This window comes from Martelella limonii (genome assembly GCF_013344475.1).
Classification (GTDB): domain Bacteria; phylum Pseudomonadota; class Alphaproteobacteria; order Rhizobiales; family Rhizobiaceae; genus Martelella; species Martelella limonii.
On record NZ_JABUOU010000008.1, the window covers coordinates 66945 to 92125 of the forward strand.

General features: G+C 61.8%; 22 protein-coding genes. 10 read left to right on the plus strand and 12 right to left on the minus strand.

The genetic code is table 11. From position 1 onward, the window contains the following. Window positions 1-95: 95 nt before the first annotated feature. Together HPQ62_RS15750 and HPQ62_RS15755 are read right to left on the minus strand one after the other, a co-directional pair. The gene (locus tag HPQ62_RS15750; RefSeq protein WP_342343725.1) at window positions 96-2687 is read right to left on the minus strand and encodes a mechanosensitive ion channel domain-containing protein; all 2592 of its coding nucleotides are present in this window, start codon (window positions 2685-2687) and stop codon (window positions 96-98) included. Window positions 2688-2808: 121 nt separating this feature from the next. Then, the gene (locus HPQ62_RS15755; protein ID WP_174803533.1) at window positions 2809-3390 is read right to left on the minus strand and encodes a DUF924 family protein; all 582 of its coding nucleotides are present in this window, start codon (window positions 3388-3390) and stop codon (window positions 2809-2811) included. Window positions 3391-3490: 100 nt separating this feature from the next. Here HPQ62_RS15755 and HPQ62_RS15760 point away from each other — a divergent pair, with 100 nt between their 5' ends. Continuing rightward, window positions 3491-4555, plus strand: coding sequence for an AI-2E family transporter (locus HPQ62_RS15760; RefSeq protein ID WP_174803534.1), 1065 nt, complete (start codon window positions 3491-3493; stop codon window positions 4553-4555). Here HPQ62_RS15760 and HPQ62_RS15765 read toward each other — a convergent pair whose 3' ends face one another. After that, window positions 4556-5167, minus strand: a complete 612-nt coding sequence (locus tag HPQ62_RS15765) for a pyridoxamine 5'-phosphate oxidase family protein (RefSeq protein WP_174803535.1) — start codon at window positions 5165-5167, stop codon at window positions 4556-4558. Window positions 5168-5203: 36 nt separating this feature from the next. After that, a complete protein-coding gene (locus HPQ62_RS15770; RefSeq protein ID WP_174803536.1) occupies window positions 5204-5587 on the minus strand; it encodes a gamma-butyrobetaine hydroxylase family protein in 384 nt (127 codons plus the stop codon). 129 nt (window positions 5588-5716) lie between these two features. Between HPQ62_RS15770 and moaA the strand changes: the two genes are divergently transcribed. The 4 genes from moaA (at window position 5717) to HPQ62_RS15790 (ending at window position 9224) form a co-directional block, all read left to right on the plus strand. Beyond that, window positions 5717-6709 carry a GTP 3',8-cyclase MoaA gene (gene moaA / locus HPQ62_RS15775; protein WP_174803653.1) on the plus strand — a complete coding sequence of 331 codons (993 nt, stop codon included), beginning with the start codon at window positions 5717-5719 and terminating at the stop codon, window positions 6707-6709. 79 nt (window positions 6710-6788) lie between these two features. Then, window positions 6789-7742, plus strand: a complete 954-nt coding sequence (locus HPQ62_RS15780; protein WP_244629729.1) for a DMT family transporter — start codon at window positions 6789-6791, stop codon at window positions 7740-7742. Further along, window positions 7742-8338, plus strand: a complete 597-nt coding sequence (gene mobA, locus HPQ62_RS15785) for a molybdenum cofactor guanylyltransferase MobA (protein ID WP_244629743.1) — start codon at window positions 7742-7744, stop codon at window positions 8336-8338. The genes HPQ62_RS15780 and mobA overlap by 1 nt, the downstream gene beginning before the upstream one ends. 67 nt (window positions 8339-8405) lie before the next feature. Further along, the gene (locus HPQ62_RS15790; RefSeq protein ID WP_174803539.1) at window positions 8406-9224 is read left to right on the plus strand and encodes a class I SAM-dependent methyltransferase; all 819 of its coding nucleotides are present in this window, start codon (window positions 8406-8408) and stop codon (window positions 9222-9224) included. Here the strand turns inward: HPQ62_RS15790 and yidD are convergent. Next, on the minus strand, window positions 9215-9544 hold the full coding sequence (yidD, locus tag HPQ62_RS15795; protein ID WP_174803540.1) for a membrane protein insertion efficiency factor YidD: 330 nt from the start codon (window positions 9542-9544) through the stop codon (window positions 9215-9217). The two genes, HPQ62_RS15790 and yidD, sit on opposite strands and share 10 nt — an antisense overlap. Beyond that, entirely contained in the window at window positions 9537-10016 is a 480-nt protein-coding gene (locus HPQ62_RS15800) for an iron-sulfur cluster assembly scaffold protein (protein ID WP_174803541.1), read from the minus strand. Before HPQ62_RS15800 ends, yidD begins: the two co-directional genes overlap by 8 nt. 131 nt (window positions 10017-10147) lie before the next feature. Between HPQ62_RS15800 and hisI the strand changes: the two genes are divergently transcribed. Beyond that, the gene (gene hisI, locus HPQ62_RS15805; RefSeq protein WP_174803542.1) at window positions 10148-10597 is read left to right on the plus strand and encodes a phosphoribosyl-AMP cyclohydrolase; all 450 of its coding nucleotides are present in this window, start codon (window positions 10148-10150) and stop codon (window positions 10595-10597) included. 64 nt (window positions 10598-10661) lie between these two features. On the opposite strand, the gene HPQ62_RS15810 is transcribed toward hisI, so the two are convergent. Together HPQ62_RS15810 and HPQ62_RS15815 are read right to left on the minus strand one after the other, a co-directional pair. Continuing rightward, the gene (locus HPQ62_RS15810; RefSeq protein WP_174803543.1) at window positions 10662-11096 is read right to left on the minus strand and encodes a CBS domain-containing protein; all 435 of its coding nucleotides are present in this window, start codon (window positions 11094-11096) and stop codon (window positions 10662-10664) included. Window positions 11097-11196: 100 nt separating this feature from the next. Next, window positions 11197-11922 (minus strand): rhomboid family intramembrane serine protease, encoded by a 726-nt coding sequence (locus tag HPQ62_RS15815; RefSeq protein WP_174803544.1) that lies wholly within the window; start codon window positions 11920-11922, stop codon window positions 11197-11199. Between the two features lie 234 nt (window positions 11923-12156). On the opposite strand from HPQ62_RS15815, the gene HPQ62_RS15820 reads away from it, so the two are divergent. Together HPQ62_RS15820 and HPQ62_RS15825 are read left to right on the plus strand one after the other, a co-directional pair. Beyond that, entirely contained in the window at window positions 12157-13623 is a 1467-nt protein-coding gene (locus tag HPQ62_RS15820) for a D-alanyl-D-alanine carboxypeptidase (protein ID WP_174803545.1), read from the plus strand. Window positions 13624-13870: 247 nt separating this feature from the next. Beyond that, window positions 13871-14110 (plus strand): hypothetical protein, encoded by a 240-nt coding sequence (locus HPQ62_RS15825; protein ID WP_174803546.1) that lies wholly within the window; start codon window positions 13871-13873, stop codon window positions 14108-14110. Between the two features lie 81 nt (window positions 14111-14191). Here the strand turns inward: HPQ62_RS15825 and HPQ62_RS15830 are convergent, their stop codons facing one another. The 4 genes from HPQ62_RS15830 to HPQ62_RS15845 all read right to left on the minus strand — a co-directional run bounded on the left by HPQ62_RS15830 (window position 14192) and on the right by HPQ62_RS15845 (window position 20040). Further along, complete coding sequence (locus tag HPQ62_RS15830) at window positions 14192-14842, minus strand: YiaD family glycine zipper/OmpA-like lipoprotein (protein ID WP_174803547.1); 651 nt, start codon at window positions 14840-14842, stop codon at window positions 14192-14194. Window positions 14843-15039: 197 nt separating this feature from the next. After that, window positions 15040-15642: a YiaD family glycine zipper/OmpA-like lipoprotein gene (locus tag HPQ62_RS15835; RefSeq protein WP_174803548.1), complete on the minus strand. Its 603-nt coding sequence runs from the start codon at window positions 15640-15642 to the stop codon at window positions 15040-15042. A 127-nt stretch (window positions 15643-15769) separates the two neighbouring features. After that, window positions 15770-18919, minus strand: coding sequence for an efflux RND transporter permease subunit (locus HPQ62_RS15840; RefSeq protein ID WP_194246363.1), 3150 nt, complete (start codon window positions 18917-18919; stop codon window positions 15770-15772). Further along, window positions 18916-20040, minus strand: a complete 1125-nt coding sequence (locus tag HPQ62_RS15845) for an efflux RND transporter periplasmic adaptor subunit (protein WP_174803549.1) — start codon at window positions 20038-20040, stop codon at window positions 18916-18918. Before HPQ62_RS15845 ends, HPQ62_RS15840 begins: the two co-directional genes overlap by 4 nt. A gap of 202 nt (window positions 20041-20242) precedes the next feature. Here HPQ62_RS15845 and HPQ62_RS15850 point away from each other — a divergent pair, with 202 nt between their 5' ends. Both HPQ62_RS15850 and HPQ62_RS15855 read left to right on the plus strand, forming a co-directional pair. Then, on the plus strand, window positions 20243-22669 hold the full coding sequence (locus HPQ62_RS15850) for an ATP-dependent helicase (protein ID WP_174803550.1): 2427 nt from the start codon (window positions 20243-20245) through the stop codon (window positions 22667-22669). A gap of 256 nt (window positions 22670-22925) precedes the next feature. Then, a complete protein-coding gene (locus HPQ62_RS15855; protein ID WP_174803551.1) occupies window positions 22926-25154 on the plus strand; it encodes a sensor domain-containing protein in 2229 nt (742 codons plus the stop codon). The last annotated feature ends 27 nt before the right edge of the window (window positions 25155-25181 follow it).

Here is a 25181-nt window from a genome sequence, read left to right on the forward strand (position 1 = left end):
TTCTGACTGCAACTATGCATCGGCCATCGCGGCGAAAACAGCCCGTTTGCGACATGCATGCATGTGGCCGCGACCTGACGAAAACCGCCTGGATTTCAGCGTTCCCCGCCATCGTCATTCCCGGCATCGGGGTGGTCATAGGCCGGGCCGGTCGCCGTTTCAATCGGCGTGGCCGTTTCTGCGGGCTCGACCTTGGACTTGCGCATATGCTTGCGGACGGTGTTTGCCAGTTCGTCCTGACGTTCCTTCTGGGGAATGATGTGGAGGTCGCGCTGCGGATAGGGAATGCTGATGCCCTCCTCGCGGAACCGTTCGAAGATCGCCACCCTGATATCGTTGCGCACCGCGATCCCGTTGAAGACATCGGCAAGGTAGACGCGCAGCTCGAAATCGAGCGTCGATTCGCCGAAGCCCAGAAAGATCACCATCGGCTCCGGGTTCTGCAGCACCAGCGGATGGGTGGTGCCGATCTCCATCAGGATGGCCATTACAGTGCGCGGATCGCTGTCATAGGAAACGCCCACCGTCACCTCGGACCGGCCCATCTGGTTGTGATGCATCCAGTTGCCGACTGAGGCGTTGATGAGTTCGGAATTCGGAACGATGATCGACTGGCGCTGGAAAGTCTCGATTTCGGTCGCGCGCACCGAGATGCGTTTGACGAAGCCCTCGGTGGTGCCGGAGACGATCCAGTCTCCGACCTTGAAGGGCCGTTCCACGAGCAGGATCAGGCCCGAGACGAAGTTGGAGACGATGGTCTGGAGCCCGAAGCCGATACCGATGGAAAGCGCCGAAGCGACGAGTGCAAGGCTCGACAGGTTGACACCGGCCGCCGAGATCGCCAGCAAGCTTGCGATCGCGATCCCGAGATAGCTGATCCCGGTCTTGACCGAGTTGCGGACGCCGGCATCGGCGCGGGAGCGCAACAGCACATTGTCATCGAACCAGCCCTGGAACCAGCGCGTTCCCAGATAGCCGACAATGAACAGCAGAATGCCGATCATAATGCCGCCAAGCGATATCGAGATCGAACCGATCGTGATCGATGTCAGATGCTGGCCGGCCCACAGCTTCATCTCCTCCCACCGGACGCCCCATGACAGGAGGATCAGCGGAATGCCGACGATCAGGGTTGCCGCATAGGTCCAAAGCCCGAGAAGGAGCGAAATCTGATCGCTGCGCACGCCCGAAATCCCGAAGCGGGAGCCGAACCGCCTGCCAAAGCTCGTGCGCGAGAAACTGCCCGGCTGCGACACCGCCTGGCCAAGCAGCATGCCGATATACATGGTGATCAGAACCGCGCCGCTCAGCACCACCTGCCGCGCGGCAAAGCGCGCAAGGGCGACATAGCCGATCACGGCGGCGAGCACGATGAACACGCCGACAAGACGCGTAAGCACCGCGATCGTCGAGGGAAACAGCATCTTGATCGCGCGCTTCTTCGATTTGGACGCGCCGAGCAGGGACCTTGGCCGGATGAACGAGACCGCGATCAGGATGCTGCCGATCAAGACGGAGGCAATCAGGCTGCTGGCGACCTCCAGCTTCAGATCGGCGTCAAGCGTATCGTTCAGGACGCCGAGCAGAATGTCCGCCCAGTTGATCGTCGCAAGTGCCGTGAAGGCAAAGGTCAGGTTGCGCGCGGCGGAATTGCTGACCGGCATCAACCGCCATTGCTGCCGGTTGGGCGTCAACACGTTGCGCGACAGCAGGAACACGAAAATCACGATCGCGATCGAGATATAGGCCTCGCGCACGAAGCGCTCCACATCCGGCAGGAAGATGTTGAGCGTGAAGAACAACACATAGGAGGTTATCAGGAAGGCGAGCAGCGCCAGACTCGGGATCGTCGTATTCCAGAAACACGCCAGAAGCCGCGCGACATAGTCTGGCTCCTGTTCCTGCAGGTCGAGGTTGGTGCGCTCGAGGATCCGCCTCGACAGGCGGTAGGAAAAGATCGCCGATAGCAGAGACAGGAAAAGGGCTGCGAGAAAGGCGATGCGTTTCGTGTGCCAGATATAGTTCAACCAGCCGCCATAGGAGACCCTGAAGACGGTGAACTCGTTGCGTACGAGCTGGATGAAATCGGACGAGAACAGCTGGACCAGATCCGTATGGGTAAACAGCGTTTCCGTGAACTGCTCACGCCGCTGCCTGCTGATGTCGGCCGAGGTTGCGTTGGCGCTGTCGGTGAGCTTCTGGGCCTGATCATAGAGCGCGTTGATTTCCGAACGCTGGGCAAGAAGCTGGTTGCGCTCCTGGGTGGTCACCGGCGGTTCCGGCGCCTCGCTCGGGCCGGGCGCGCTGCCGAGTTCCACGAGCTGCGCACGGACCTGGGCCAGCCGGTCGGAAATCTCCTGAGAGGCCTTGGAAAGCTCGGTCTGAAGCTGGTCGACGGTGGTTTGCAGCTGTCCGAGATCGGGGCCATTTCCCGTCGTTTCGTCGAGCGTCTCGTTGACGGTTGCAAGCTGCCGGGCAAAGGTGTCGATGCGGTCCTTCGCATCCTCGATGAAAGGATCGGAGATCGGCTGGGGCGCGGGCTCAGCTTCCTGCTGCTGAGCGGCGGCCGGATCGGCAGAAGAGGCCGTACCATCGGCCTTTTCCCCGGAAACGAGCGGAGCGACCGCATCCACGAGCTGGCTTTCCGCCGACTGGGCATGCGCCACCACAGCACCGGATGCAAGCACCAAGACAAGCGACAAAACCCTGAATAAACCAGCCACACTCCGCACCATCAAGTCGCCCTTCCTGTTTCCATCGGTGCCATTGCCGACCAGCGCGTCAATTTGATGGCGCCGGGACAAACCTTTACTTCTGGCCCCAGCCGGTATTGTCCGGGCTGGAAAGGTAGTCCCTCTCGACCGGTGTCGAGCGGCGCTTGAGGATGGCATTGCGATGCGGGAAGCGTCCGAACCGCGCGATCACATCGCGATGGCTTTCGGCAAAGCGCGAATATTCCTCATTGCCGAGCGCTGCGAAAAGTTCGACGGAACGGTTTTGATCCTTCAGCTTCTCGGAATGCTCGAACGGCATGTAGAAGAAAGCGCGGCGGTCTTCGGCAACGGCCTTGTCGGCGCCGCTTGCAACGGCAAATTTCGCAGCCCTCAGCGCCAGCCTGTCGGTGGCAAAGGCAAGCGGCGTGGCGCGGTAGATGTTCCGGGGAAACTGGTCGAGCACGATCACGGCGGCAAGCTGGGCGTCGGGCGTTGCCCGCCAGCGCGCATCCACGTCGCGGGCAAGCGCACGGTGGGTGGCGAAGAACCGGTAGAGAATGGTGCGATCGAGCGCCGGTCCGTCATCCGGGTTGAACCAGTCCTTCGGCGTCAGTTCCTCGAACCAGAAAGCAAGTACCTGTTCGGGGCTCGCCGGCTCATCGATGAATTCGCTCATGTCGGTCCTCTCGGGTGGTCGCGGTTCTGCTTGCGCATGTCAGGCGGGGACGATACATTTTCGGCGAGTTCCTCTCAAGCAAGACCTTTGCGAGACCTGAATGCCCGAACCTGCCGGCTCTCGGCGCGGCGTCACCATCGTCACGTCCCTGATCTTCGTGATCCTGCTTCTGCTGGCGATCCGCTGGGCGGGTGGTTTTTTGAAACCGGTCGCACTTGCGCTGTTCATCATCGCGGTCACCTGGCCGATCAAGAACGCGCTGCAGAAATTCATGCCGTCAATCCTCGCGCTCGCCCTGACCGTGATTTCAACGATCGTCGTGTTCGTGATCTTCGCGACGCTGGTGATCTGGGGCTTCAGCCGGGTGGCGACCTCCTTCGTAGAGGCCGCCTGGCAGCTCCAGGCCGCCTATCAGGGCGCCGTCACCTGGTTTGGAGACAAAGGGATATCGATCGCAAGCTCGCTGTCGGATGTCTTCAATGTCAGCCTCGTGGTGCGCACGGTCCGCCAGATCACCGGACAGGCGAGCACGACGCTGAGCTTCTGGCTGGTGGTGCTTGCCTATGTGGTGCTTGGCCTGACCGAGGTCGATCATCTGCGCAAGAAGCTCGACGTCATCAACCAGCCGGGTTTTGCGTCGACAGCGCTCCGGATCGCGCACGAGACCGCACGCAAGTTCGGCCGCTACATGCTGGTCAGAACCGAGATGAGCGCGATCACGGGCTTCCTGTTCTGGGGCGCGGCCACGCTCACCGGTCTCGACTATCCGATCGAATGGGGCGTGATCGCCTTTGCGCTCAACTACATTCCCTTCATCGGCTCGGTGATCGCAACCGTCTTTCCCTCGCTTTACGGCGTGATCCAGTTCGAAAACTGGGAAACCGCGCTGATGCTGTTTGCCTCGCTCAACCTGATTCAGTTCATCATCGGAAACTATGTCGAGCCCATGGTCTCCGGCTCGACGCTGTCGATCTCGCCCTTCGTGGTGGTGTTCTCGATCTTCTTCTGGACCTTCATGTGGGGCCTGTTCGGCACTTTCCTTGGCGTGCCGATCACGATCGCGCTTCTGACGGTCTGCGAGCAGATACCGTCGCTCAACTGGATCGCCGAACTGCTCGGCGGCGGATCGCGGAAAAAGGCGCGGCGCGGCGCATCACAGACCTGATCACCACATGCTGCGATGAGCGCGTTCCGGCCATTCCCGGTCGTAGCGCTCCGCGTCGAAATCTTCCGCGCCTGCCTGTTTCGTCATCTCACCCGCACTTGGCAGTGATGCCGGGTCGATGAAACGGTCGGGGTTCCAGAGGCCTGAGCGCATCAGCGCCCTTGCGCACTGGAAATAGACCGCCCTGATCGTCACCACGATCACGCTGCGCGGATGCCTGCCATCCATCTCGAAGCTTTCGAGCAGCCCCTCATCTATGGCAACGACCGCCGAACCGTTGATGCGCAGCGCATTGCGGGATCCCGGCACCAGAAACATCAGCGCAACGCGCGGATCGGTAACGATATTCTCGAGCGAGTCGACACGGTTGTTGCCGCGCCAGTCCGGCAGCATCACGGTCCGTGCGTCGGCGATCCGGACCACGGCACCATCATCGCCGCGCGGCGAGCAATCAAGCCCGTCCGCACCCGCAGTCGCGATCGCAAGAAACGGCGATGCCTCGATCCAGCGGCGATAGGCGGGCGTCAGACGATCGGCAACCTTGGCGATTGCCGCCTGGCTGGGCTCGCCGTAAATGGCGCGCAACGCCTCAACCGTTTCGATGGTCTTCATGGGTCCTGTCCTCGTCGTCATGGTCGCCAACCGGGCTCACCGCGGCCGTTCGGCACGGTCGCGGGTCATGCCCTTTGCCGCAAGCTCGGCCTCGTAGTCGGCAAACATCGCAGCACCGCCTTCGCCCAGCTCACGCAGATAGGTCCAGGTATAGATGCCGCTGTCATGCATGTCGTCAAAGCCGATACGGATCGCGTAATTGCCTGCAGGCGATACCGTCATGATCCCGACATTGCGCTTGCCGGGAACCGTCACCGCCTGGCCCGGCCCATGGCCCTTGACCTCCGCCGAAGGCGACAGAACGCGCAGCATTTCGGCAGGCAGCGCGAATCGGGCGTCATCATCAAACGTCACGGTCAGCGTTCGGCGGTCCTTCGAGACCCTGATTTCGGTCGGTATGGCGATCACGGTCCGCTCCATCTTGTCATCCTCACGGACCTTTGTTTGGCATCTGACTTGACGCTTGCCAAGCAGAAGAACATCTTGCCGCCAAGGAGAGTTACCGTGAACCGGCATATCAGCGACATTACCGGCGAAAAGCCTGCACCGATGATCGACCCCTTTGGCCGGGCGATCTCCTATCTGCGTGTTTCGGTGACCGACCGCTGCGATTTCCGCTGCACCTACTGCATGGCGGAAAACATGACCTTTCTGCCCAAGCGCGACCTTCTGACGCTGGAAGAGCTCGAGCGGCTCTGCAACGCCTTCATCGACAAGGGCGTCCGCAAGCTGAGGCTGACCGGCGGCGAGCCGCTGATGCGCAAGAATGTGATGCATCTGATCGAGGCGCTGGGCCGCCGCATCCATGACGGCGCGCTGAACGAGTTGACGCTCACCACCAACGGCTCCCAGCTCACCCGCTTTGCGCAAGACCTTTACGATGCCGGCATGCGCCGCATCAATGTCTCGCTCGACACGCTCGATGCCGGCAAGTTTCGCGAAATCACCCGCTGGGGCGATTTCGACAAGGTGATGGCGGGGCTCGACGCCGCCCGCACCGCCGGCCTGAAGGTGAAGATCAACGCCGTGGCGCTTGCCGGTTTCAACGAGCATGAAATCGACGGCCTGATCCGGTTTGCCCATGGAAACGGCATGGACATCAGCCTGATCGAGGCGATGCCGCTTGGCGAGGTCGATACCGACCGCTCGTCGCAATATCTGCCGCTGTCGAAGGTCAGGCGCGATCTCGAAGACCGTTTCACGCTGACCGATCTGCCGCTCGATACCGGCGGCCCTGCGCGCTATGTCCAGATTGCGGAAACCGGCGGCCGGCTCGGCTTCATCACGCCGCTCAGCCATAATTTCTGCGCCAGCTGCAACCGGGTGCGCCTTACCTGCACGGGCATGCTCTACATGTGCCTCGGCCAGGACGACAATGCCGATTTCCGCGCCGTGCTGCGCGACAATCCGGACGATGACGACGCGCTCCACCGTGCGATCGACAATGCCATTGCCCGCAAGCCGAAGGAGCATAATTTCGAGCTCGACGACAAGACCGCCCGCATTGCCGTCGCGCGTCACATGAGCATGACCGGCGGCTGAATTTTTACCGTCGGTCAAACCTGCCCTTTCCCCGCCTTCCGTTCGGCGATATGAACGATTGATCAAATATGGGCGGATGATGCGTATTTCCTCAAATCTTTCCGGCGCGCTTTTCATGATAGCCGGCATGGCGAGCTTCGCGGTCAATGATGCGATCGTGAAACTTCTGACCGAGGAGGTCGGCGTCGGCCAGATCATGTTCTTCCGTGGCCTGATCGTCGTGTTGATCGCACTTGCGCTCGCCTGGCGGGCCGGCGCGTTTTCCAACATCCGGGATGCCATCGAGCCAAGGGTGCTGACGCGCAGCACCTGCGAGCTGATTGCCGCTGTCGCCTATCTCGAGGCGCTGAAGGCCATGCCGCTCGCCAATGCGGCGGCGATCCTGCAATGCCTGCCGCTGGCGGTGACGCTCGGCGCGGCGCTGTTCATGGGCGAGCCCGTGGGCTGGCGGCGCTGGAGCGCGATCATCGCCGGCTTCATCGGCGTCATGATCATCATCAAGCCGGGCCCGGAAGGGTTCGAGGACGGCGCGATCTATGTGGTGATCGCCATGCTGTTCGCCACGGCCCGCGATCTGCTGACCAAGGCGATCCGCCCCGACGTCCCGGCGATCATCATCACCCTTTCGACCTCCACCATGCTGACCATCGGCGGCGCCGGGCTTGGCACCATCGAACAGGACTGGGACCTGATGCGCTGGCCGGTCGTGGGGCTCTTGACCCTGGCCGCTGGCTTCCTGCTGATCGGCTACCAGTTCATCGTCTTTGCGGTGCGTAGCGCCGATATCTCCTATGTGGCGCCGTTCCGCTACACCGGCTTGCTGTGGTCGGCGATCCTCGGCATGCTCATGTTCTCGACCTATCCCGGCATCAATGTTCTGATCGGGGGGGCGATCGTGGTCGTCGCGGGCCTTTACTCCTTCTACCGCGAGCGGCAGAGGGGCATTGCGCCGCTGAGCGAGACCACCCAGCCCGGCGGTCCGCAGGGCAGCGGCCCCCTCGCCCGTGCGGAAGAGGAGGTCCTGCGCGATTGATGGAGACGGTTCCGGCGACCATACTTGCGGGCGGTCAATCGCAACGCATGGGCTGCGACAAGGCACAACTCTCCTTCGGCGCGGAAACGCTGCTCGATCATGCGCTCTCCCGGCTTGCCGACCAGACCCGGCCGGTCGCCGTCAGCCGCCACAGCGCCGATATCGCCGCCGGCGCGCCGGTGATTGCCGACCGAAACGACCAGCATGAAGGCCCGCTTGCGGGAATCCTCGCAGGCCTTCGCCATTTCCGGGGCATTCCTGCCACACACATGGTCTCGATCGCCGTCGATACCCCATTCTTTCCGGTGGATCTGGTCAGCCGCTTGCTTGCCGAAATGCCGGCGCCGCAGGAAATCATCGTCGCCCGTTCGAACGGCTGCGCCCACCCGGTGTTTGCGCTATGGCCGTTCTGCCTGACAGACGACCTTGCCCTGTTTCTCGAAAGCGGCGAGCGGAAACTCATGGCCTTCATCGCCCGTCACCCAAACCGGTTTGCCGATTTTGAAACCGATGCTGAGGGTGATCCATTTTTCAATATCAACACCGCGCCCGAGCTTTCGGCCGCCCGCAAACGTCTTGCTGCGGGCGCTTCCTGACAAATCGGCGGTTGCGCCGCCGGCCCTTGCGGCATAGAGCGGGGGCTGACACTCATGAGGCAGGCTGATGGCAAAGAAGATCGACGAAGAGAAACTGGCAGAGGCCTATAACCGCGCGCTCTCGCTTGAGAAATCCGGCAAGCTTGCAGAGGCCGCAGAGGCCTATCGCGAAGTGCTGGCCCTTGACCCCGATGACCATGGAGGCGCGGCCGTGCGCCTTGCCGCCACAGGCTTTGGCGACACGCCGCTGAAGGCGCCCGAAGCCTATGTCGAAACCCTGTTCGACCAGCATGCCGACGATTTCGAGGATATTCTGGTCGAACAGCTCGGCTACTGCGTGCCGATGACGATCCGCCAGCGGTTCCAGTCGCTGTCGCTCGGTCCGTTCATGCGCATGCTCGACATCGGCTGCGGAACCGGGCTTGCGGGCGACGCGCTGAACGACATGGCCGATGACATCAGCGGGCTCGACATTTCCGAGAACATGGTCGAGATCGCCTATGAAAAAGGGCTTTACGACACGCTGTTCGTTGCCGAAGCCGAGGAATTCCTCGACGAGACCGACGAGACGCCGTTCGATCTCATCATCGCTGCGGACGTTCTGCCCTATCTCGGAACGCTCGACCGGTTCTTTGCGGGCGCTGCCGCCAACATGGAACCGGGCGGCATCTTCGCCTTTTCGTCGGAGACATTGCCGGAAGAACGGCTGAAGGGCGCCGGCTACGGCGTTGGTCCGCATCACCGTTTCGGCCACAGCCTCCCCTATATCGAGGCGCAGCTGGCGAAGGCGGGCTTTACCACGCTCGAAGTCACCGACATCAACGTCAGGTTTGAAAACGGCGAACCGACGCCGGGCTTTCTGGTGATCGCGCGCCTTCAGGCGTGACGGCGCCCTGCGCGGTAGAAGCGCCAGGGCGTGTACCAGTGCCAGGTGGGATCGAGCGCCTCTGGCACCGGATCGAAACCGGCGGTTCCGCCCGGCCCGCAGCGCCCGACGCGAAACAGCGTCAGAAATCCGCCCGACCACAGACCGTGCCGGGCGATCGCCTCATAGCCATATTCCGAGCAGGTCGGCAAATGACGGCAGGATTGCCCGATCAGGCTGGAAAAGGTCAGCTGGTAGAACCGGATCAGCCCGAGCCCCAGGAGCCTGCCGGGCGTTTTAGGGAAAGCGCCTGAAAAATTGCGCGAATGCCCGCTACACATTGCGCCGCTCGACAGCCTCCGGGCGCCGCTCGGCAGCCTCCGGCGCTTCGCGCTCTTCCAGCTGATCAAGCGCCTTGAGGGTTGCCTCGAAGGTCAGCATCACCGAGCCGTGGCGGGCGGGATAGTCCTTCACCGGCAACAGGCAGCGCATTTCGGAAAACCGCCCATCGGGGCCGTCTCCGCCGTCCTTAAGCATCGCCCGCATCTTTTCGCGCGCATCGCGGATTTCTGCAGCCGTCGCGCCTATGATGGCCTCGGCCATGATTGCAGACGATGCCTGCCCGAGCGCGCAGGCTTTCAATTCATGAGAGAAATCACTGACCCTGCCATCCTCGAGATCGAGATGGACCGTCAGGCGCGAACCGCACAGTTTCGAGTGCGCGGAGGCCGAGGCTTTGGCATTGTCAAGGACACCGACCCGGGTCACATTGCCGGCGTGTTTCAGTATCCGGGCGGAATAGATATCGTCCATCAATCGTCCTGCGACGCTTATGATTCTTCTGACCGAAGATGGGTTCGCGCCACCGCGGCGACAAGTGCGCGGCGCGGATTTGCCAAGTCCGGTTCTGCGTTCTATCTAGCCTGCCAGAAACGGAAAAGGCCATGCTCAATTTTGAAAAGCCACCGCAGGACAAGACCCTGCTCGATGAATCCCGAAGCTTCACCCCGCGCTTTGATGAAAACGGCCTCGTGACCGCCGTCGTCACCGACAGCCGTGACAACCAGGTGCTGATGCTCGCCCACATGAATGCGGAAGCACTGGCGCTGACGCTTGAGACCGGCTTTGCCCATTATTACAGCCGCTCGCGCAAGGCGCTGTGGAAGAAGGGGGAAACCTCCGGCAACCTGCAGAAGGTGGACGCGATCCTGACTGATTGCGATCAGGATGCGGTTTTGCTGAAGGTCACCATGTCCGGCCATGATGCCGCGTGCCACACCGGCCGCCGCTCCTGCTTCTACCGCCAGGCCAAAATCGCAGACGGCAAAGCGGTCCTGAGCGTGATCGACGATCAACGCGCCTTCGATCCGGCGAAGGTCTACGCCGACAAGTAAGGCGCAGCAAGCCTTGATCCCCGCCTGTTTCGGCGGGGTTCCCTGCGCTGCCCGGCGGAGCCGCCTATCCGGCGATATAAGACTTGATGTGCTCGGCTTCCTGCTCGACCTCGCGGATGCGGGATTTCACAACGTCACCGATCGAAATGATACCGGCCAGCCTGCCATCGACCTCAACGGGGACATGGCGGAAATGGCGCTTGGTCATCACCTGCATCAATTCGTTGACGCTGACGCCCTCGTCGCAGCGATAGACGTTTTCTGTCATTTCCTTGGAAACCGGATGGGAAAGACATCCAGACCCGTGCTTGCCGATCGCGCCGACGAGATCGCGTTCGGTGAAGATCCCGGCAATGCTGTCATCGCTGCCAACGATCACCACGGCGCCGATCCGGTTCTGATGAAGGATCATGGCGATCTCCGAAATGGGCGTATCACCCTTGGCAGTGACGACTGCCCGCCCCTTTTCGGCAAGTATCATTCTGACGGTAATGGACATCGAAACCTCCTCGTTTGCAACGCCTGCGCCCTGCCTCCTCCTGAAAGGCAGTGCAATGGCGAATGGTGCATGAGGTTTCAGGCGATTGCAAGAAAGCCGTTCAGAAAACGCGTTCGCGCGGATTGCTGACATCAAACAGGGGAAAGACAAGGAAGCCGAACAGGAAACCCCCGACATGCGCCTGCCACGCAATCTCGCCGGCGCTGACACCGATGAAGCTGACGCCCGCCGCGATCAGCAGGTTGCCGACGAGCCAGAGCAGCACGAAGGCCCGGGCGGTGCGGTCGGCAAATACCGCGGCGATCGAAAGGCGCGGACCGAGATGGGCCTGCGGCAGAAACCGCCCGCCGGAAAACACGAAGCGGCACGCCGACCCCATATAGGCGGAAACGACGCCGGATGCGCCGATCAGCACGGTCGCAGCGCCCCAATCTGTGGCCGCGAAGAAAAAGGCCGACGCGGCGGCACTCAGCACCCATAGCAAGAGGAAGCGCACCGCGCCGATGCGCCGCGCCACGGGTGCGCCGAAGATTGCAAGCCAGATGCTGTTGAACACGATATGCGCCCAGCCGCCATGGAGCAGCGAATAGGTGATGGGCGACCAGAGCCACCCGAAATTCTGGTCCGCGAGGCTGTGGACGTAGCGCGCCGGTACGAAACCGAATTCCTGCCAGACGGTCACATTGGTGCGATAGTCGAGCAAGAACTCCTGAAGCAGGAAGATCGCGAACAGCACGCCGAGCGCTGCGATCACGACGGGCGGCAGATTGATGGCCGGTTCACGGCGCCGTTCCATCCGGTCGCCGCCGGTGCGCGGGGTTTGCATGCTCGCTCTCCTGTTTGCGGTGTGATATCCGATCCGGCCGACATTGGAAAGCAGCGGCGCATTTATGCATGATTTCTGAATTAAATGCGCCCTCGGGCCAGGACCTTAAGGCGATATTAACTCCGATTTGCGCACACTCGATAACAGCCTAGCAAAGTGCTTTCCTGCCCGGTATCATCCGGTCACGGAACCGCCAGCAAACAACAACCGCCAGAATTCGCAAGAGTTTTTCTTATGCAAAGACAGGCATCAAGCCGATTCCCCAAGAGCCGGTTTTCAGCGGCCGCGATCCTTTTCGCGGCCTTCACGATTCTGCTGACCGGCATGTCCTCAGCGCGCGCCGATAGCAATGACGCCGCAATCGTGATCGACGTCAACACCGGCAAGGTGCTTTATGGCGAGGCGCCCGATGCGCCGCGCTATCCTGCCTCGCTGACGAAGATGATGACGCTCTACCTCACGTTTGAAGCGCTGGACGATGGTCGCATCACGCTGAATTCCAAGGTGCCCTTCTCCAAGAACGCGGCCTCCGAGCCGCCGACCAAGCTCGGCATTCCCGCCGGCGGATCGGTGACAGTCGAGACTGCGATCTACGCGCTTGTGACCCGCTCGGCCAACGATGTTGCGACCGCGCTCGGCGAATTCCTCGGTGGTTCGGAAAGCAATTTCACCACCATGATGACGAACAAGGCGCATTCGCTCGGCATGACGAACACGACCTATCGCAACGCCCACGGCCTGCCCAATACGGGGCAGAAGACCACGGCGCGCGACCAGGCCCGTCTCGGCATTGCGCTGCGCCAGCACTTTCCGCAGTACTACAAATATTTCGGCACCCGCAGCTTCAAATACGGCAAGTCGACGATCGGCAACCACAACCACCTGCTCGGCAATGTGCAGGGCGTGGACGGCATCAAGACCGGCTATACCAATGCTTCTGGCTTCAACATCGCCACCTCGGCCATTTCCGGCAATCGTTCGATCGTCGCCGTCGTCATGGGCGGCGCCACTGCGGCAAGCCGCGACAAATGGGCGACTCGGCTGATCACGACCTACCTCCCGAAGGCCTCCAACGGCCGCAAGAACTTCGTGATTGCCCGCACCAAGACGAGTGGCGCTCCCGTTGTCGTCGCTGCCGCCATGGTATTCCCGAAGACCGGCCCGATCCCCTATGCCCGCCCGACCAACCAGGCCGGCGGCGTGGCTCTGGCCTATGCCAATGACGATGTCGCCCCTGCAGCCCCGGCCGTACTCTCCGGCCCGCAGGCCGAGCTCATTGCCAATGTTCCGGTTCCCAGCGCACGGATCGAGCCTGCAAGCGGCAATCCGCTGAGCGTCGAAGACATTCTCGACACGGCGGACGACGTGGCCGACACTGTCGGAAACGCCATCATTCCGGCAGCCGAGGCAGCCGAACCCGACGTCTCGATCAAGACCGGCTCGATCCGCACCGCCCGCGGCTGGGTCGTGCAGGTCGGCACGGCGGCAACGCCCGAAGCGGCCCAGGCGCTGCTCAACAGCACCAAGAGCAAGGCCGGCGGTGCACTTGACGCCTCCAAGCCTTTCGCGCTTGCCTACAATACCGGCGGCCAGGAAGTGTATCGCGCCCGCTTCGGTGGCTTCGATGATCAGGAAGAGGCTGTGCGCGCCTGCCGCGCGCTGAAGCAGAACGGCGTCAGCTGCTGGGCAAGCCTGCAGTAAGCGCTGCTCCAAAACGGCGCTCACGCCCTTTAAAAATCCAGAAACGCCGGTCCAGAATATGGGCCGGCGTTTTGCTGTAAATGGTTTTGAAAGGTTTCCGTCCTATCCTCCGGGGTAAGGTTTTGGAAAGCAAGAACAGCGAAAGTTCGACCCACCGACCTCGCCGTCACGCGCGCTCCAACCCACCGGTAAATCCTTGAGAGTCTTGCGTATGAGGATAAACGTGACCAGGAAACAGCGTTTTGGAATGATGTCAGGCCATTCTTCCCTCTCCGGCGATCGCCGCGGCAACCCGCTGCATGAAGCAGCTCAGAAGCTCGCCGACTATGCCCGCTTCCAGGGGCGCTACAGGGCGCGCGAGCTGGTGAGCCTTCTGGCAAGCCAGAGCGAAAGGGCCGCGCGCGCCATCGAGCCTGCGGCGAAGATCCACATCTACATTCCCGGCCGCAGCGATGGCCGGGCGCCGGTGAACCTCAAGCTCAGGTAAACCGGACCCAGAAAAAAAGGGCCGCGCATGAAAACCATGGCGACCCTTCGGGTGAAGGCGGCCCTAAGGCCGCCTTTTTCACTACATCTTGACGGCGGAAATCTGGATTTCGACGCGGCGGTTCTGCGCACGGCCTTCCGGCGTGCTATTCGAAGCAATCGGGTTGGACGGACCGAAACCAACGGCCGAGATGCGGCTGCCGGCGACGCCGCTCTGAACCAGGTAATTGCCAACGCTGTTGGCACGGTCCTGCGACAGACGCTGATTGTATTCGACGGAACCGGTGGAGTCGGTATAGCCATTCACGTTGACTGCGGTGCGGTCATACTTGCGCAGCACGGTCGAAACGGCGTTCAGCGTGTTGTAGAAATTCGGCAGGATGGAGTAGCCGTCGGTCGGGAAGGTTACATTGCCCGGCATGATCAGGGTCAGCATGTCGCCGTTGCGAACCACGGAAACGCCCGTTCCGGCCAGTGCCTGGCGGAATTCGCGTTCCTGATTGTCCATGTAGGCGCCGATACCGCCGCCGGCGATCGCGCCCAGCGCGCCGCCGATCGCAGCGCCCTTGGCATCACCGCCAACGGCCAGACCTGCAAGCGCGCCCAGCGCGCCACCGGCGAGAACGCCGGTCCCGGTGTTGTTGGAAACGGTCTGGCCCGAATACGGGTCGGTGGTCGTGCAGCCGGCCAGGAAGGCAAAGCCTGCCGCCGCGATCGTGATCTTCTTGAGCATTGTGTCCCTCGGATTGAAAAGCTTCGTTTACGTTCAAGCCGTTTATTTGCGGCAATCATATGACGCTTGTCTGCTGCTTTCTTGCGCCCCCTTGCGCCAGACACACGGCCCGCGCGAACACAGTACAGCACGAACAAACAGAGCGTGCCGGCGCCTCAAGGAAACGCGGACACGCTCTGAAAGATAGCGTAATCGGATTAATTTGCCAGTGGCGGCGCCATGACAGCTGCGCCCGTCGTGCCGGCAGCGGCAGGCGGTGCGATGCGCAGTTCCACGCGCCGGTTCTGCGCGCGACCGTCAGCCGTGTCGTTGCTCGCAACCGGATTGGCCTTGCCGTAACCGACGGGCAGCAGACGCTGCGGGCTGACGCCGCGCTGGATCAGAGCACCGGCGACGGCATTGGCGCGTTCCTGAGACAGCTTGAGGTTATAGGCATCCGAACCGGTGGAATCGGTGTAGCCGTTCACGTCGACATTGGTGGCGCTGTACTTGGTCATCAGGGCGGCAACGGTGTCGAGCGCCGGGCCGAATTCCGGAACGATGGTGGACTTGTCGGTCTCGAAGCTGATCGCGGACGGGAAGACCACAGCGATATAGTTGGGCGTACGGACGATCGTGACGCCCGTGCCCTGCAACTGGTCACGGAAGGCCTGCTCCTGGCTGTCCATGTAGGCGCCCGGATCGGATACCGAGATATTGGTGACCGATACTTCCTGCGGTGCGACGTCGTCAGCGCCGGTAGACGCGCAACCTGCCAAAAGCAGCGTTCCGGTAAGCGCGATGGCGATGTTCCTGATCATGGTGTTCCCCCTTGGTGTCGGAATGGACGGCCGGTGCGGCCGTCTCACCCATATCAATAGCATGGCGGACGATTCCGCAAGTTGTGCCTGTCGAATTCCGTTCGCAACGAAATGTTGCAACGCGGTATCAGTGATGTCCGATAAGGCCCGCGTCCCGCATCTCGGCATTGAGGCGGCGCTCCTCATCGGCTTTCGGCTTCGAAAAACGCGCCAAAATCAGATAGGCGACCGGCGTGATGTAGAGCGTGATGATGGTGGCAAGGCCGAGCCCGCCGACGATCACCCAGCCGAGCGCCACACGGGCCTCGGCGCCGGCCCCCGAGGCCATCACCAGCGGAATGCCGCCAAGGACGGTTGATATCATGGTCATCATCACCGGCCGGAGACGCAGCAAGGTCGCATGCTCGATCGCGTCGCGCACCCCTTCCCCGCGGTCGCGCAGCTGATTGGCGAACTCGACGATCAGAATGCCGTTCTTCGCCATCACGCCGATCAGAAGCACAAGGCCGATCTGCGAATAGATGTTGAGCGTGGTTCCGGTGATCAGCATCGCAATCACGGCGCAGCCGATACCGAAGGGCACCGTCGCCAGAATGATCAGCGAACTCCAAACGCTTTCGAACTGGGCGGCGAGCACCAGAAACACGATGATGATCGCAAAGCCGAACACCATGGACATGCCCGAAGCATTCTCGCCGAGCGCGGCGGCTTCCGCCTGCGCTTCGACATGCGCGCCCTCCGGCAGCAGCGGCTCTGCGATCGTCAGGAGCCGCTGATAGGCATCGCCCAGGGCCACGCCGGGCGCGAGGCTCGAGGAGAGAGACACAGCAGCCAGCTGGTTCTCGCGCTCGAGCGTCGGCGCGATCGACTTTTCCTCGAGCGTGGCGATGGTCGAGAGCGGCACGATCCGGCCATCGCCGGTTTTCAGGAAGATATTCTGAAGGTCGGTGGGATCGTCGACTTTTCGGGTGTCGGAGCGCAACTGCACATCATAGGCCTCGCCATCGATGAACACCTCTCCGACGGAGCGGCCCTCGAGCAATGCTCTCAGCGCCTGCGAGAGCCCGGCGATATCGATGCCAAGATCGCTTGCACGGCGGCGATCGAGCGAAAGGGAAAGCTGCGCCTGTGAGGCATCATTGCTGAGCCTCGGCGCGTCGAACATCGGATCGGCCTCCATGGCGGCCACGATCGCCGAGGCCGCAGCAGACAGCTTCTCATGCGTCGATCCGACAAGGGCGACGCTCAGGCCGTTGCCGCCGCCGCGAATGTTCAGCGAGTTCGGCTGGAAGGCGAAGGCCCGCACCGCCGGAATCGAGCCTGCGGCCCTGTTGACATCGTTGGCGATGGCGCTCTGCACACGCTCGCGCTCCGCCCAGGGCGCCAGCGTCATCACCATGAAACCGCTATTGGTGTTGCTGCCGAAGCCCGAGATCGAGAACACGCTCTCGATTTCACCGCTTTCGATCAGCGGCTGGAGTGTTTCCTCGACCTGCTGGATGCGGTCGCGGGTGTAATCGAGACTAACGCCCTCCGGCGCCGATACCCGCATCATCAGCATGGACCGGTCTTCGCTCGGGAGCAGTTCCGAGGTGATGTTCGCATAGGCGAGATAGGCGCCGAACATCAGCAGCGCACCGAAGGACAGAACCACCAGCGGCGCGGAAAGCGCCATGGAAAGCGTGCGGGCATAAAACCGGTTGAAGCCGTTTCCGGCGCGCGTAAGAAGGCCGGCGCGGGCCTCCTTGTGCTGAACGAGAATGCGCGAGGCCAGCATCGGACAGAGCGTCAGCGCCACGAAGGAGGACAGCATCACGGCGAAGGCCAGCACGAAGCCGAATTCGCGGAACAGCCCGCCGGCCTGACCGGGCAGGAAGGACAAGGGCACGAACACGGCCGCAAGCGTGGCCGTGGTGGTGATCACGGCGAAGAACACCTGTTTCGTGCCCAGCACGGCGGCAGCGCGCGGCCCCATGCCGAGCGCGCGCAGGCGGACGATGTTCTCGAGCACGACGATCGCGTCATCAACCACCATGCCGGTGGCGAGCACGATCGCAAGCAGGGTCAGGATATTGATGGAAAAGCCCGCGAGATAGATCGCAGCCATTGTCCCCACCAGCGCCACCGGCAGGGTGATCGCCGGGATGATGGTCGCGCGCCAGTCGCGCAGGAACAGGAAGATGATCGCGACCACGATCAGCGATGCCAGAAGCAGCGAACGGACCACCTCGTCGATCGAGCCCGAGATGAACACCGCGTCATCGCTCGAAATTTTGATCGTGGTGCCTTCCGGAAGGTTGGGCTCGATCTCCGCGACAACGTTTCGCACGCCTTGCGAGATATCCAGCGTATTCGACTTCGCCTGCCGGATGATGCCGAGGCCGATGCCCGGCTGGCCGTTGTATCTGAGCGCGGTCGCCGCGGTATCCGGCCCGAACACCACCGTCGCGACGTCGCCGAGACGGACATTGTCGGAGATCAGGAGATCGGCGAAATCTTCCGGCGTGGTCAGGTCCGCCGTCGCGCGCACGCCAAGCGCCTGGGTGGTGCTGGTCAGCGCACCCGCCGGGACATCCCACGACATGTCCGAAAGCGCGTTTCCAAGATCGGCGACCGTCAGGCCACGACTTGCAAGAGCGGCCTGGTTGATATCGATCCGGAAGATCTTGTCGCGCTCGCCGTAAACGGCGACATCTGCGACGCCCGGCACGGCAGCAAGGCGATCCTCGATCGTGTCCGACACATATTTGGTAAGGTCGTCGATATCGAGCACGGACGAGGTTATGGCAAGCCGCAGGATCGGCTGCGCATCGGAATCGGCCTTGACGATGCGCGGCTCGTCGGCATCCTCCGGTAATTGCCCCTGAATGCGACCGACAGCGTCGCGCACATCCATCGAGGCGACGTTGATATCGGTGTCCTTGTTGAATTCCAGGGTAACCCGGCTGGAGCCGGTCTGCGAATTCGACGACATGGAACTCAGCCCCGAGACGCGCGCCACCGCGCCCTCGATCACGTCCGTCACCTCGCGGTCCACGGTTTCGGGGGAAGCACCCGAAAACGTCGTGCGGACGGTGATGACAGGCTGGTCGACATCCGGCAGTTCGCGCACCTCCACGCCGAAATAGGCCGCCAGGCCGGCAACCACGATCAGCGCGTTGAACACCAGAGCCATGATCGGCCGGCGCACGAAAATTGCGGTAAACCCGTGTTCGGCACGCTCGTCCGCGACGATCTCTTCCGCTTCTTTCACCGGCTCCTGCTGCGGATCGCTCATGCTGCGCCTCCGGCGGGGGCGCCCTGCTCGCTCACGGCGGCGCCCTCGCGCAGGCGCTGGATGCCCTCGATGATGATCGGCTCGCCCTCTTCCAGTTCGGCATCGACCAGAACCAGGTCGGGATCGCGCTGGATGACCCTGACGCGCAGCTTCTCGGCCTTTCCGTCCGCAACCTTCCAGACGAAGGCGCCGTCGGAATCCCACTGGATCGCCAGCGGATCGACGGCAGGGAAGACCTCGCCTGGAAAACGCATGGTCACCTCGAAGGACATCCCGGCGCGCAACGCATCATTGTCGTTGTCGATGCGCGCGCGCACGGTGAAGGTGCGGCTTGCCGCATCGATGCGGTTGTCGACGGCCTCGACAACGCCCTCGAACCGTTTCTGCGGGGCAGCAACGAGGCTTGCCTCGACAGGTGCGCCCTTGGCGACGGCCGTTGCGAAACGCTCAGGCACGGAGAAATCGACAAAGATCGCGGAGCGATCATCGATGGTCACGATCTCGGACGCGGTCGTGACGTAGTCGCCGACATTGACGGCGACGATGCCGGCAACGCCGGAAATTGGCGCGACGATCTGGCGGCGGGCAAGATCAAGCTCGGCTGTCTCGAGATCGAGCGCAGCCGATTTTTCAGCAATTTCCGCGTTATAGACTTCGAGATTGGAGATCGAAGACTGGATCTTGCGGTTCACCTCGGCCTGCCGCGTGGCGCTCTCAAGCGCAACACTTGCCAGATTGCGCGCCAGCACCTGCTCGCGATCGTCGAGCTCGGCAATGATCTCGCCCTTTTCGACGGTGTCGCCGGAAGAAATATTGATATTCTGGATTGTCCCGGCCTGTTCCGGCAAGAGCGTCACCGACTGGAGCGCTGCCCCGCTGCCGATCGCGGTGAGCTGGTCGTTGACTGTGCCAAGCCTTGCCGGGGCGGTCACAACCGTGATGCCGCCCTTGCCGCCAAAGCCGCCGGCCCGCCTGCCACCGGAAGCGTCCGCCTTGTCCGCGCTTTCAAGAATGCCGGCCGAGGACAGTACCGCGCGGCCGCCGGGCGCAAAGTAGAGCCAGCTCGCCGCTCCGACTGCCAGAACACCCAGACTGACGGCAAGCTGTTTGTAAAAGCGCATTCATGACCTCGGATCGGAAAAGCGGGGGACGTAAGTTTTGAAGTATCTTGAACGGATCGATGATCGCAAGGCGGCAGACCGAACCTCACAAAATTGTAATGTTGGATCGACATGGCAGAATTCGGGTCCGGCGATGTGCTTTTTTTGTTCTCATCTGCTGCGCCGCCTTCACCTTTGCCATGCGAGCCACTAGATTGGCCGCATGATTCAAGGTGAAGATAATATACCGTTCTTCGACGAAGACGATGCCGAGCCGGCAAAGCCCGTGCGTTCCAGCCTCGCGCAGCGCGCCATGGCGGCGCGGCGCGTGCCGGATGCGCCCGACTATCTGTCCGGCCTCAATCCCGAACAGCGCGATGCGGTGGAGACGACGGAGGGGCCGCTTCTGGTTCTCGCCGGCGCAGGCACCGGCAAGACCCGGGTTCTGACGACGCGCATTGCCCATATTCTCGCATCGGCCAGAGCCTATCCGAGCCAGATCCTCGCAGTCACCTTCACCAACAAGGCCGCGCGCGAAATGAAGGAGCGCATCGGCGTTCTGGTCGGCGGCGCCGTCGAAGGCATGCCCTGGCTCGGCACCTTCCACTCGATCGGCGTCAAGCTTCTGCGCCGTCATGCCGAACTGGCCGGCCTGCGCTCCGATTTCACGATCCTCGACACCGACGATGTGCTGCGGCTGATCAAGCAGCTGATCCAGGCCGAAGGTCTCGACGACAAGCGCTGGCCGGCGCGCCAGTTTGCCGGCATGATCGACAACTGGAAGAACAAGGGCCTGACGCCGAAGACCATTGCCGAGGGCGATGCGCGCGCCTTTGCCAATGGCAAGGGCCGCGAGCTCTACCAGGCCTATCAGGACCGGCTGAAGACGCTGAATGCCTGCGATTTCGGCGACCTTCTTCTCCATCCGATCGAACTCTTCAAGAAGAACCCGGATATCCTGAAGGAATACCACAAGCGCTTCCGCTACATCCTCGTCGACGAGTATCAGGACACCAACACCGCGCAGTACATGTGGCTGCGCCTGCTTGCCCAGCGCCCGGAAGGCGAGGCCGTCAATCTCTGCTGCGTCGGCGACGACGACCAGTCGATCTATGGCTGGCGCGGCGCGGAGGTCGACAACATCCTGCGCTTCGAAAAGGATTTCCGGGGCGCCAAGGTGATCCGGCTCGAACGCAACTACCGCTCGACGGCCCATATTCTGGGTGCTGCCGGCAATCTCATTGCCCATAATGAAGGACGCCTCGGCAAGACGCTGTTCACCGAAAGGGCCGACCCGGATGACGAGAAGGTTCAGGTGCATGCCGCCTGGGATTCCGAGGAAGAGGCGCGCGCGGTCGGCGAGGAGATCGAGCAGTATCAGAAGCGCGGCGAAGCGCTGAACGAAATGGCGATCCTCGTGCGCGCCTCGTTCCAGATGCGCGAATTCGAAGACCGCTTCGTCACGCTTGGTCTCAACTACCGCGTCATTGGCGGTCCGCGCTTTTACGAGCGTCTCGAGATCCGCGATGCGATGGCGTTTTTCCGGCTCACCTGCCAGCCGGCCGACGATCTGGCGCTCGAGCGGATCATCAACACGCCGAAGCGCGGCCTCGGCGATGCGAGTGTGCGCAAGGTGCACGACTATGCCCGCGCCCGCGACATTCCGATGCTGGCGGCAGCCCGCGAGCTGATCGACACCGACGAGTTGAAGCCGAAGCCCCGCAAGGCGCTGTTCGACGTCGTTACCCAGTTCGAGCGCTGGCAGGAGCTTCTCGAATCCACGCCCCATACCGAGCTTGCCGAGCAGATTCTCGACGAGAGCGGCTATACCGAAATGTGGCAGAACGACAGGTCAGCGGAGGCGCCGGGCCGTCTTGAGAACCTCAAGGAGCTGATCCGCTCCATGGAGGGCTTCGAGAGCATGCGGGGCTTCCTCGAGCATGTTTCGCTGGTGATGGACGTGGACCAGAACGAGGAGATGGACGCCGTCTCGATCATGACTCTGCACTCGGCCAAGGGGCTCGAGTTCAAGACCGTGTTCCTGCCGGGCTGGGAGGAAGGCCTGTTTCCCCATCAGCGCGCGCTCGATGAGAGCGGCCGGGCCGGGCTGGAGGAAGAGCGCAGGCTTGCCTATGTCGGCCTGACCCGCGCCAAGCGCAACTGCCATATCTGGTTTGTGTCCAACCGGCGCATTCACGGCCTGTGGCAGTCGACGATGCCGTCGCGTTTCCTGGATGAACTTCCGGAGGATCACGTCGAGGTCGGCGAAACCGAGGTCTCCTATGGCGGCTACGGCCAGTCGCGCTTCGACCGCGCCGAGCCGTTCTCAAACACCTATGCCACGCCCGGCTGGAAACGCGCGCAGACCAACCGCACCAGCGCGACCCGCGACAATTGGGGCACCCGTTCCGGCCATCAGGTGGAGCGGATCGGCTATGGCGAAAGCGGTCCGCGCGGACAGACGATCGAGGGCGAACTGGTGGCGCGCAGCACGGGCGAGCAAAGCTCGGCCTTTCATGTCGGCGATCGCGTCTTCCACATGAAATTCGGAAATGGCAACATTTCCGGCATCGAAGGCAACAAGCTGACGATCGATTTCGACAAGGCGGGCCGCAAACGCGTTCTGGACGGCTTCGTCAAACCGGCTTAACGTCGAAATTCGCTTACGCAAAATAAATACCTATGGGTGTATCAGCACCCTCTACACAAGGTAGTCAAGACCTCTATCTTTAAGATGGATGACGCCTGACTACGCATTCATTTAACAATTTTAAATTAGTTGGGTAGCATACTCATATTTTCTACAGGTTGTCCCCGCCAAGGCGATTTACATACACACGGATGAGCAGGAGGCTGTTATTCACTCAACGTTCAGACCATGGCTGAATGTTTGCTGCCTCGCTCCGATGGCATTGTTTTTTATTCTCGTTTCCGTGGCACAGCTCCACGCTGGTCAAAAGGCGTTCGAATTTCCGCCTGCGATCGATCAAAGTCCGACGCCGATGTATGCGATCGATCCTCAGACGGGCGAATTTCTGGCATCGAATGACGCTGCCGAAGCTCTCTACGGCTGGACGCGGGAAGAGTTCCAGACGCTGACTGTGTCCGATTTCAATCCGCAGAAACAGGCGCAAATCCTGCAGAACCTGAGGCAGGCGGCACTGATGGAGCACAATTACTTCGAGCTCCGCCATCGCCTCAAGAATGGCGAGGTGCATGAGGTGCGCGTCTTCTCCTGGCCGATCAGCCACGACAACGAGACCGCACTGATTTCGGCCGTGGTTGAAGAAAGACTGCTCTCCAGGCCCGGCGAAGATGCCGGCCTGACAGAGGGCCTGCAAGCGGAAGCGCCGCCGGGGACACTGGACACCATGAACAAGCATATGTCGTTCCTGGTGGTTTTCGGCCTGCTTGTGATGACAATCCTGCTGCTTGTTTTCATTTCGCTCCGCAGGCGCCGCCTCGTCAGGGAGCTTGCCCGCCAGCACCTCGTGCTCCGCGTCATGATGGACGCCATACCGGATCAGATCTATTTCAGGCGGCCCGATGGCCAGATTGCCGCCTGCAACCACGCAGCGGCGGAATTTCTCGGCACTCCGCCGGACATGATCGTCGGCAAGACCGACCGGGAGCTTTTCGGGGCGGCAGCGGACAGCCTCTTGCCCGACGAGGCGTCATCCGACCCGAAGCGGCGCGAAACGCGCGTCATCCAGACGGAGATGACAAGTCCGGGCGGCAAGAACCACACGTTCGAAATGCTGCAGAAACCCGTGATCAACGCGCGCGGTGAGCCGCTCGGCACCATCAGCATCTGGCGCGACGTCACCGAGCGGCGCCGCAGCGAGGAGCGCATCGAAACCCTTGCCTTCTTCGATCCGCTGACCAAGCTTGCAAACCGCGCGCGGGCGCAGGATGTGATCCTGGAATCACTGACCGCCCAGAAGCAATCTCAGCAATATATCGCCTTCGCCATCTTCGACCTGGACAACTTCGCCGCCGTGAATTCGATCTTCGGGCACAATATCGGTGATGCGCTCCTGCGCACCACGGGCCGGAGGCTGCGCAACAGCATCGAGGGGGGAAGCTTTGCTGCGCGCCTTTCCAGCGATGAATTCCTGGTGCTGTTGACCGACCTCGGCACCGATCGCAACGATGCCTGGCAAAAGGCTTCCGCAAGGCTCGGCGCGCTGCACGAGAAACTGTCTCAGAAAGCCTTCGTCAACAGTCATCACATCACGCCCAGCACCTGCGTCGGCGCCGTGCTGGTCGGGCCCGATGCCGAAAGCGCCAATGACGAATTGCGGCGTGCGGACCTTGCCATGCACAATGCCAAGGCCAAGGGGCGCGGCAGCATCAGCTGGTTCCATGAGGAGATGGTGGATGAGCTGGTCTCGCGCTTCGATCTGGAAACGGCGATCGAGCGGGCACTGCAGACCAACGGCTTCAGGATCTACCTGCAACCGATCATCACCCTCAACCCGGATGGACGCCATTTTGAGGTTCTGCTGCGGCTCGACCATCCCGAACGCGGCATCATCAGTCCCGGCGATTTCATCGATGTGGCAGAGACCACCGGCCTGATCGTGCCGATCGGCGCATGGGTGCTCGAGGAAGCCTGCAAGCTCCTCAACGCCTATCCGGATCTTCATCTGTCGGTGAACGTGTCGGTACAGCAGTTTCTGCAGGAAGATTTCGTGGAACAGCTAGGGAACCTCCTGCAACGTTACAGCTTCTCGCCGGAGCATCTGACGCTGGAAATGACCGAGAGCCTGATGATCGCGAATTTCGAGCTGACACTGGCGCAGCTGATGGGCATTCGTGCTCTCAATGTGCGGCTTTCGATCGATGATTTCGGAACGGGTTATTCCGCGCTCATCTATCTCAAGCAGCTTCCGCTGGACGAATTGAAGATCGATCAGTCCTTCGTCTCCGGCGTCCCCCATGACAGCAACGATACATCGCTCGTGGAACTGATCATCACGACAGCCCACCATCTCGGCCTCATGATCGTCGCAGAGGGCGTGGAAACCCAGGAACAGGAAGAATGGCTGCGCCGCTACGGCTGCGAAAGCCTGCAAGGCTATCTTTTCAGCCGCCCGAAGCCGGTCGAATATTATCTCCCGGCTTCCAATTGAGGCACGCTTCATGGCAGATAGGGCCGA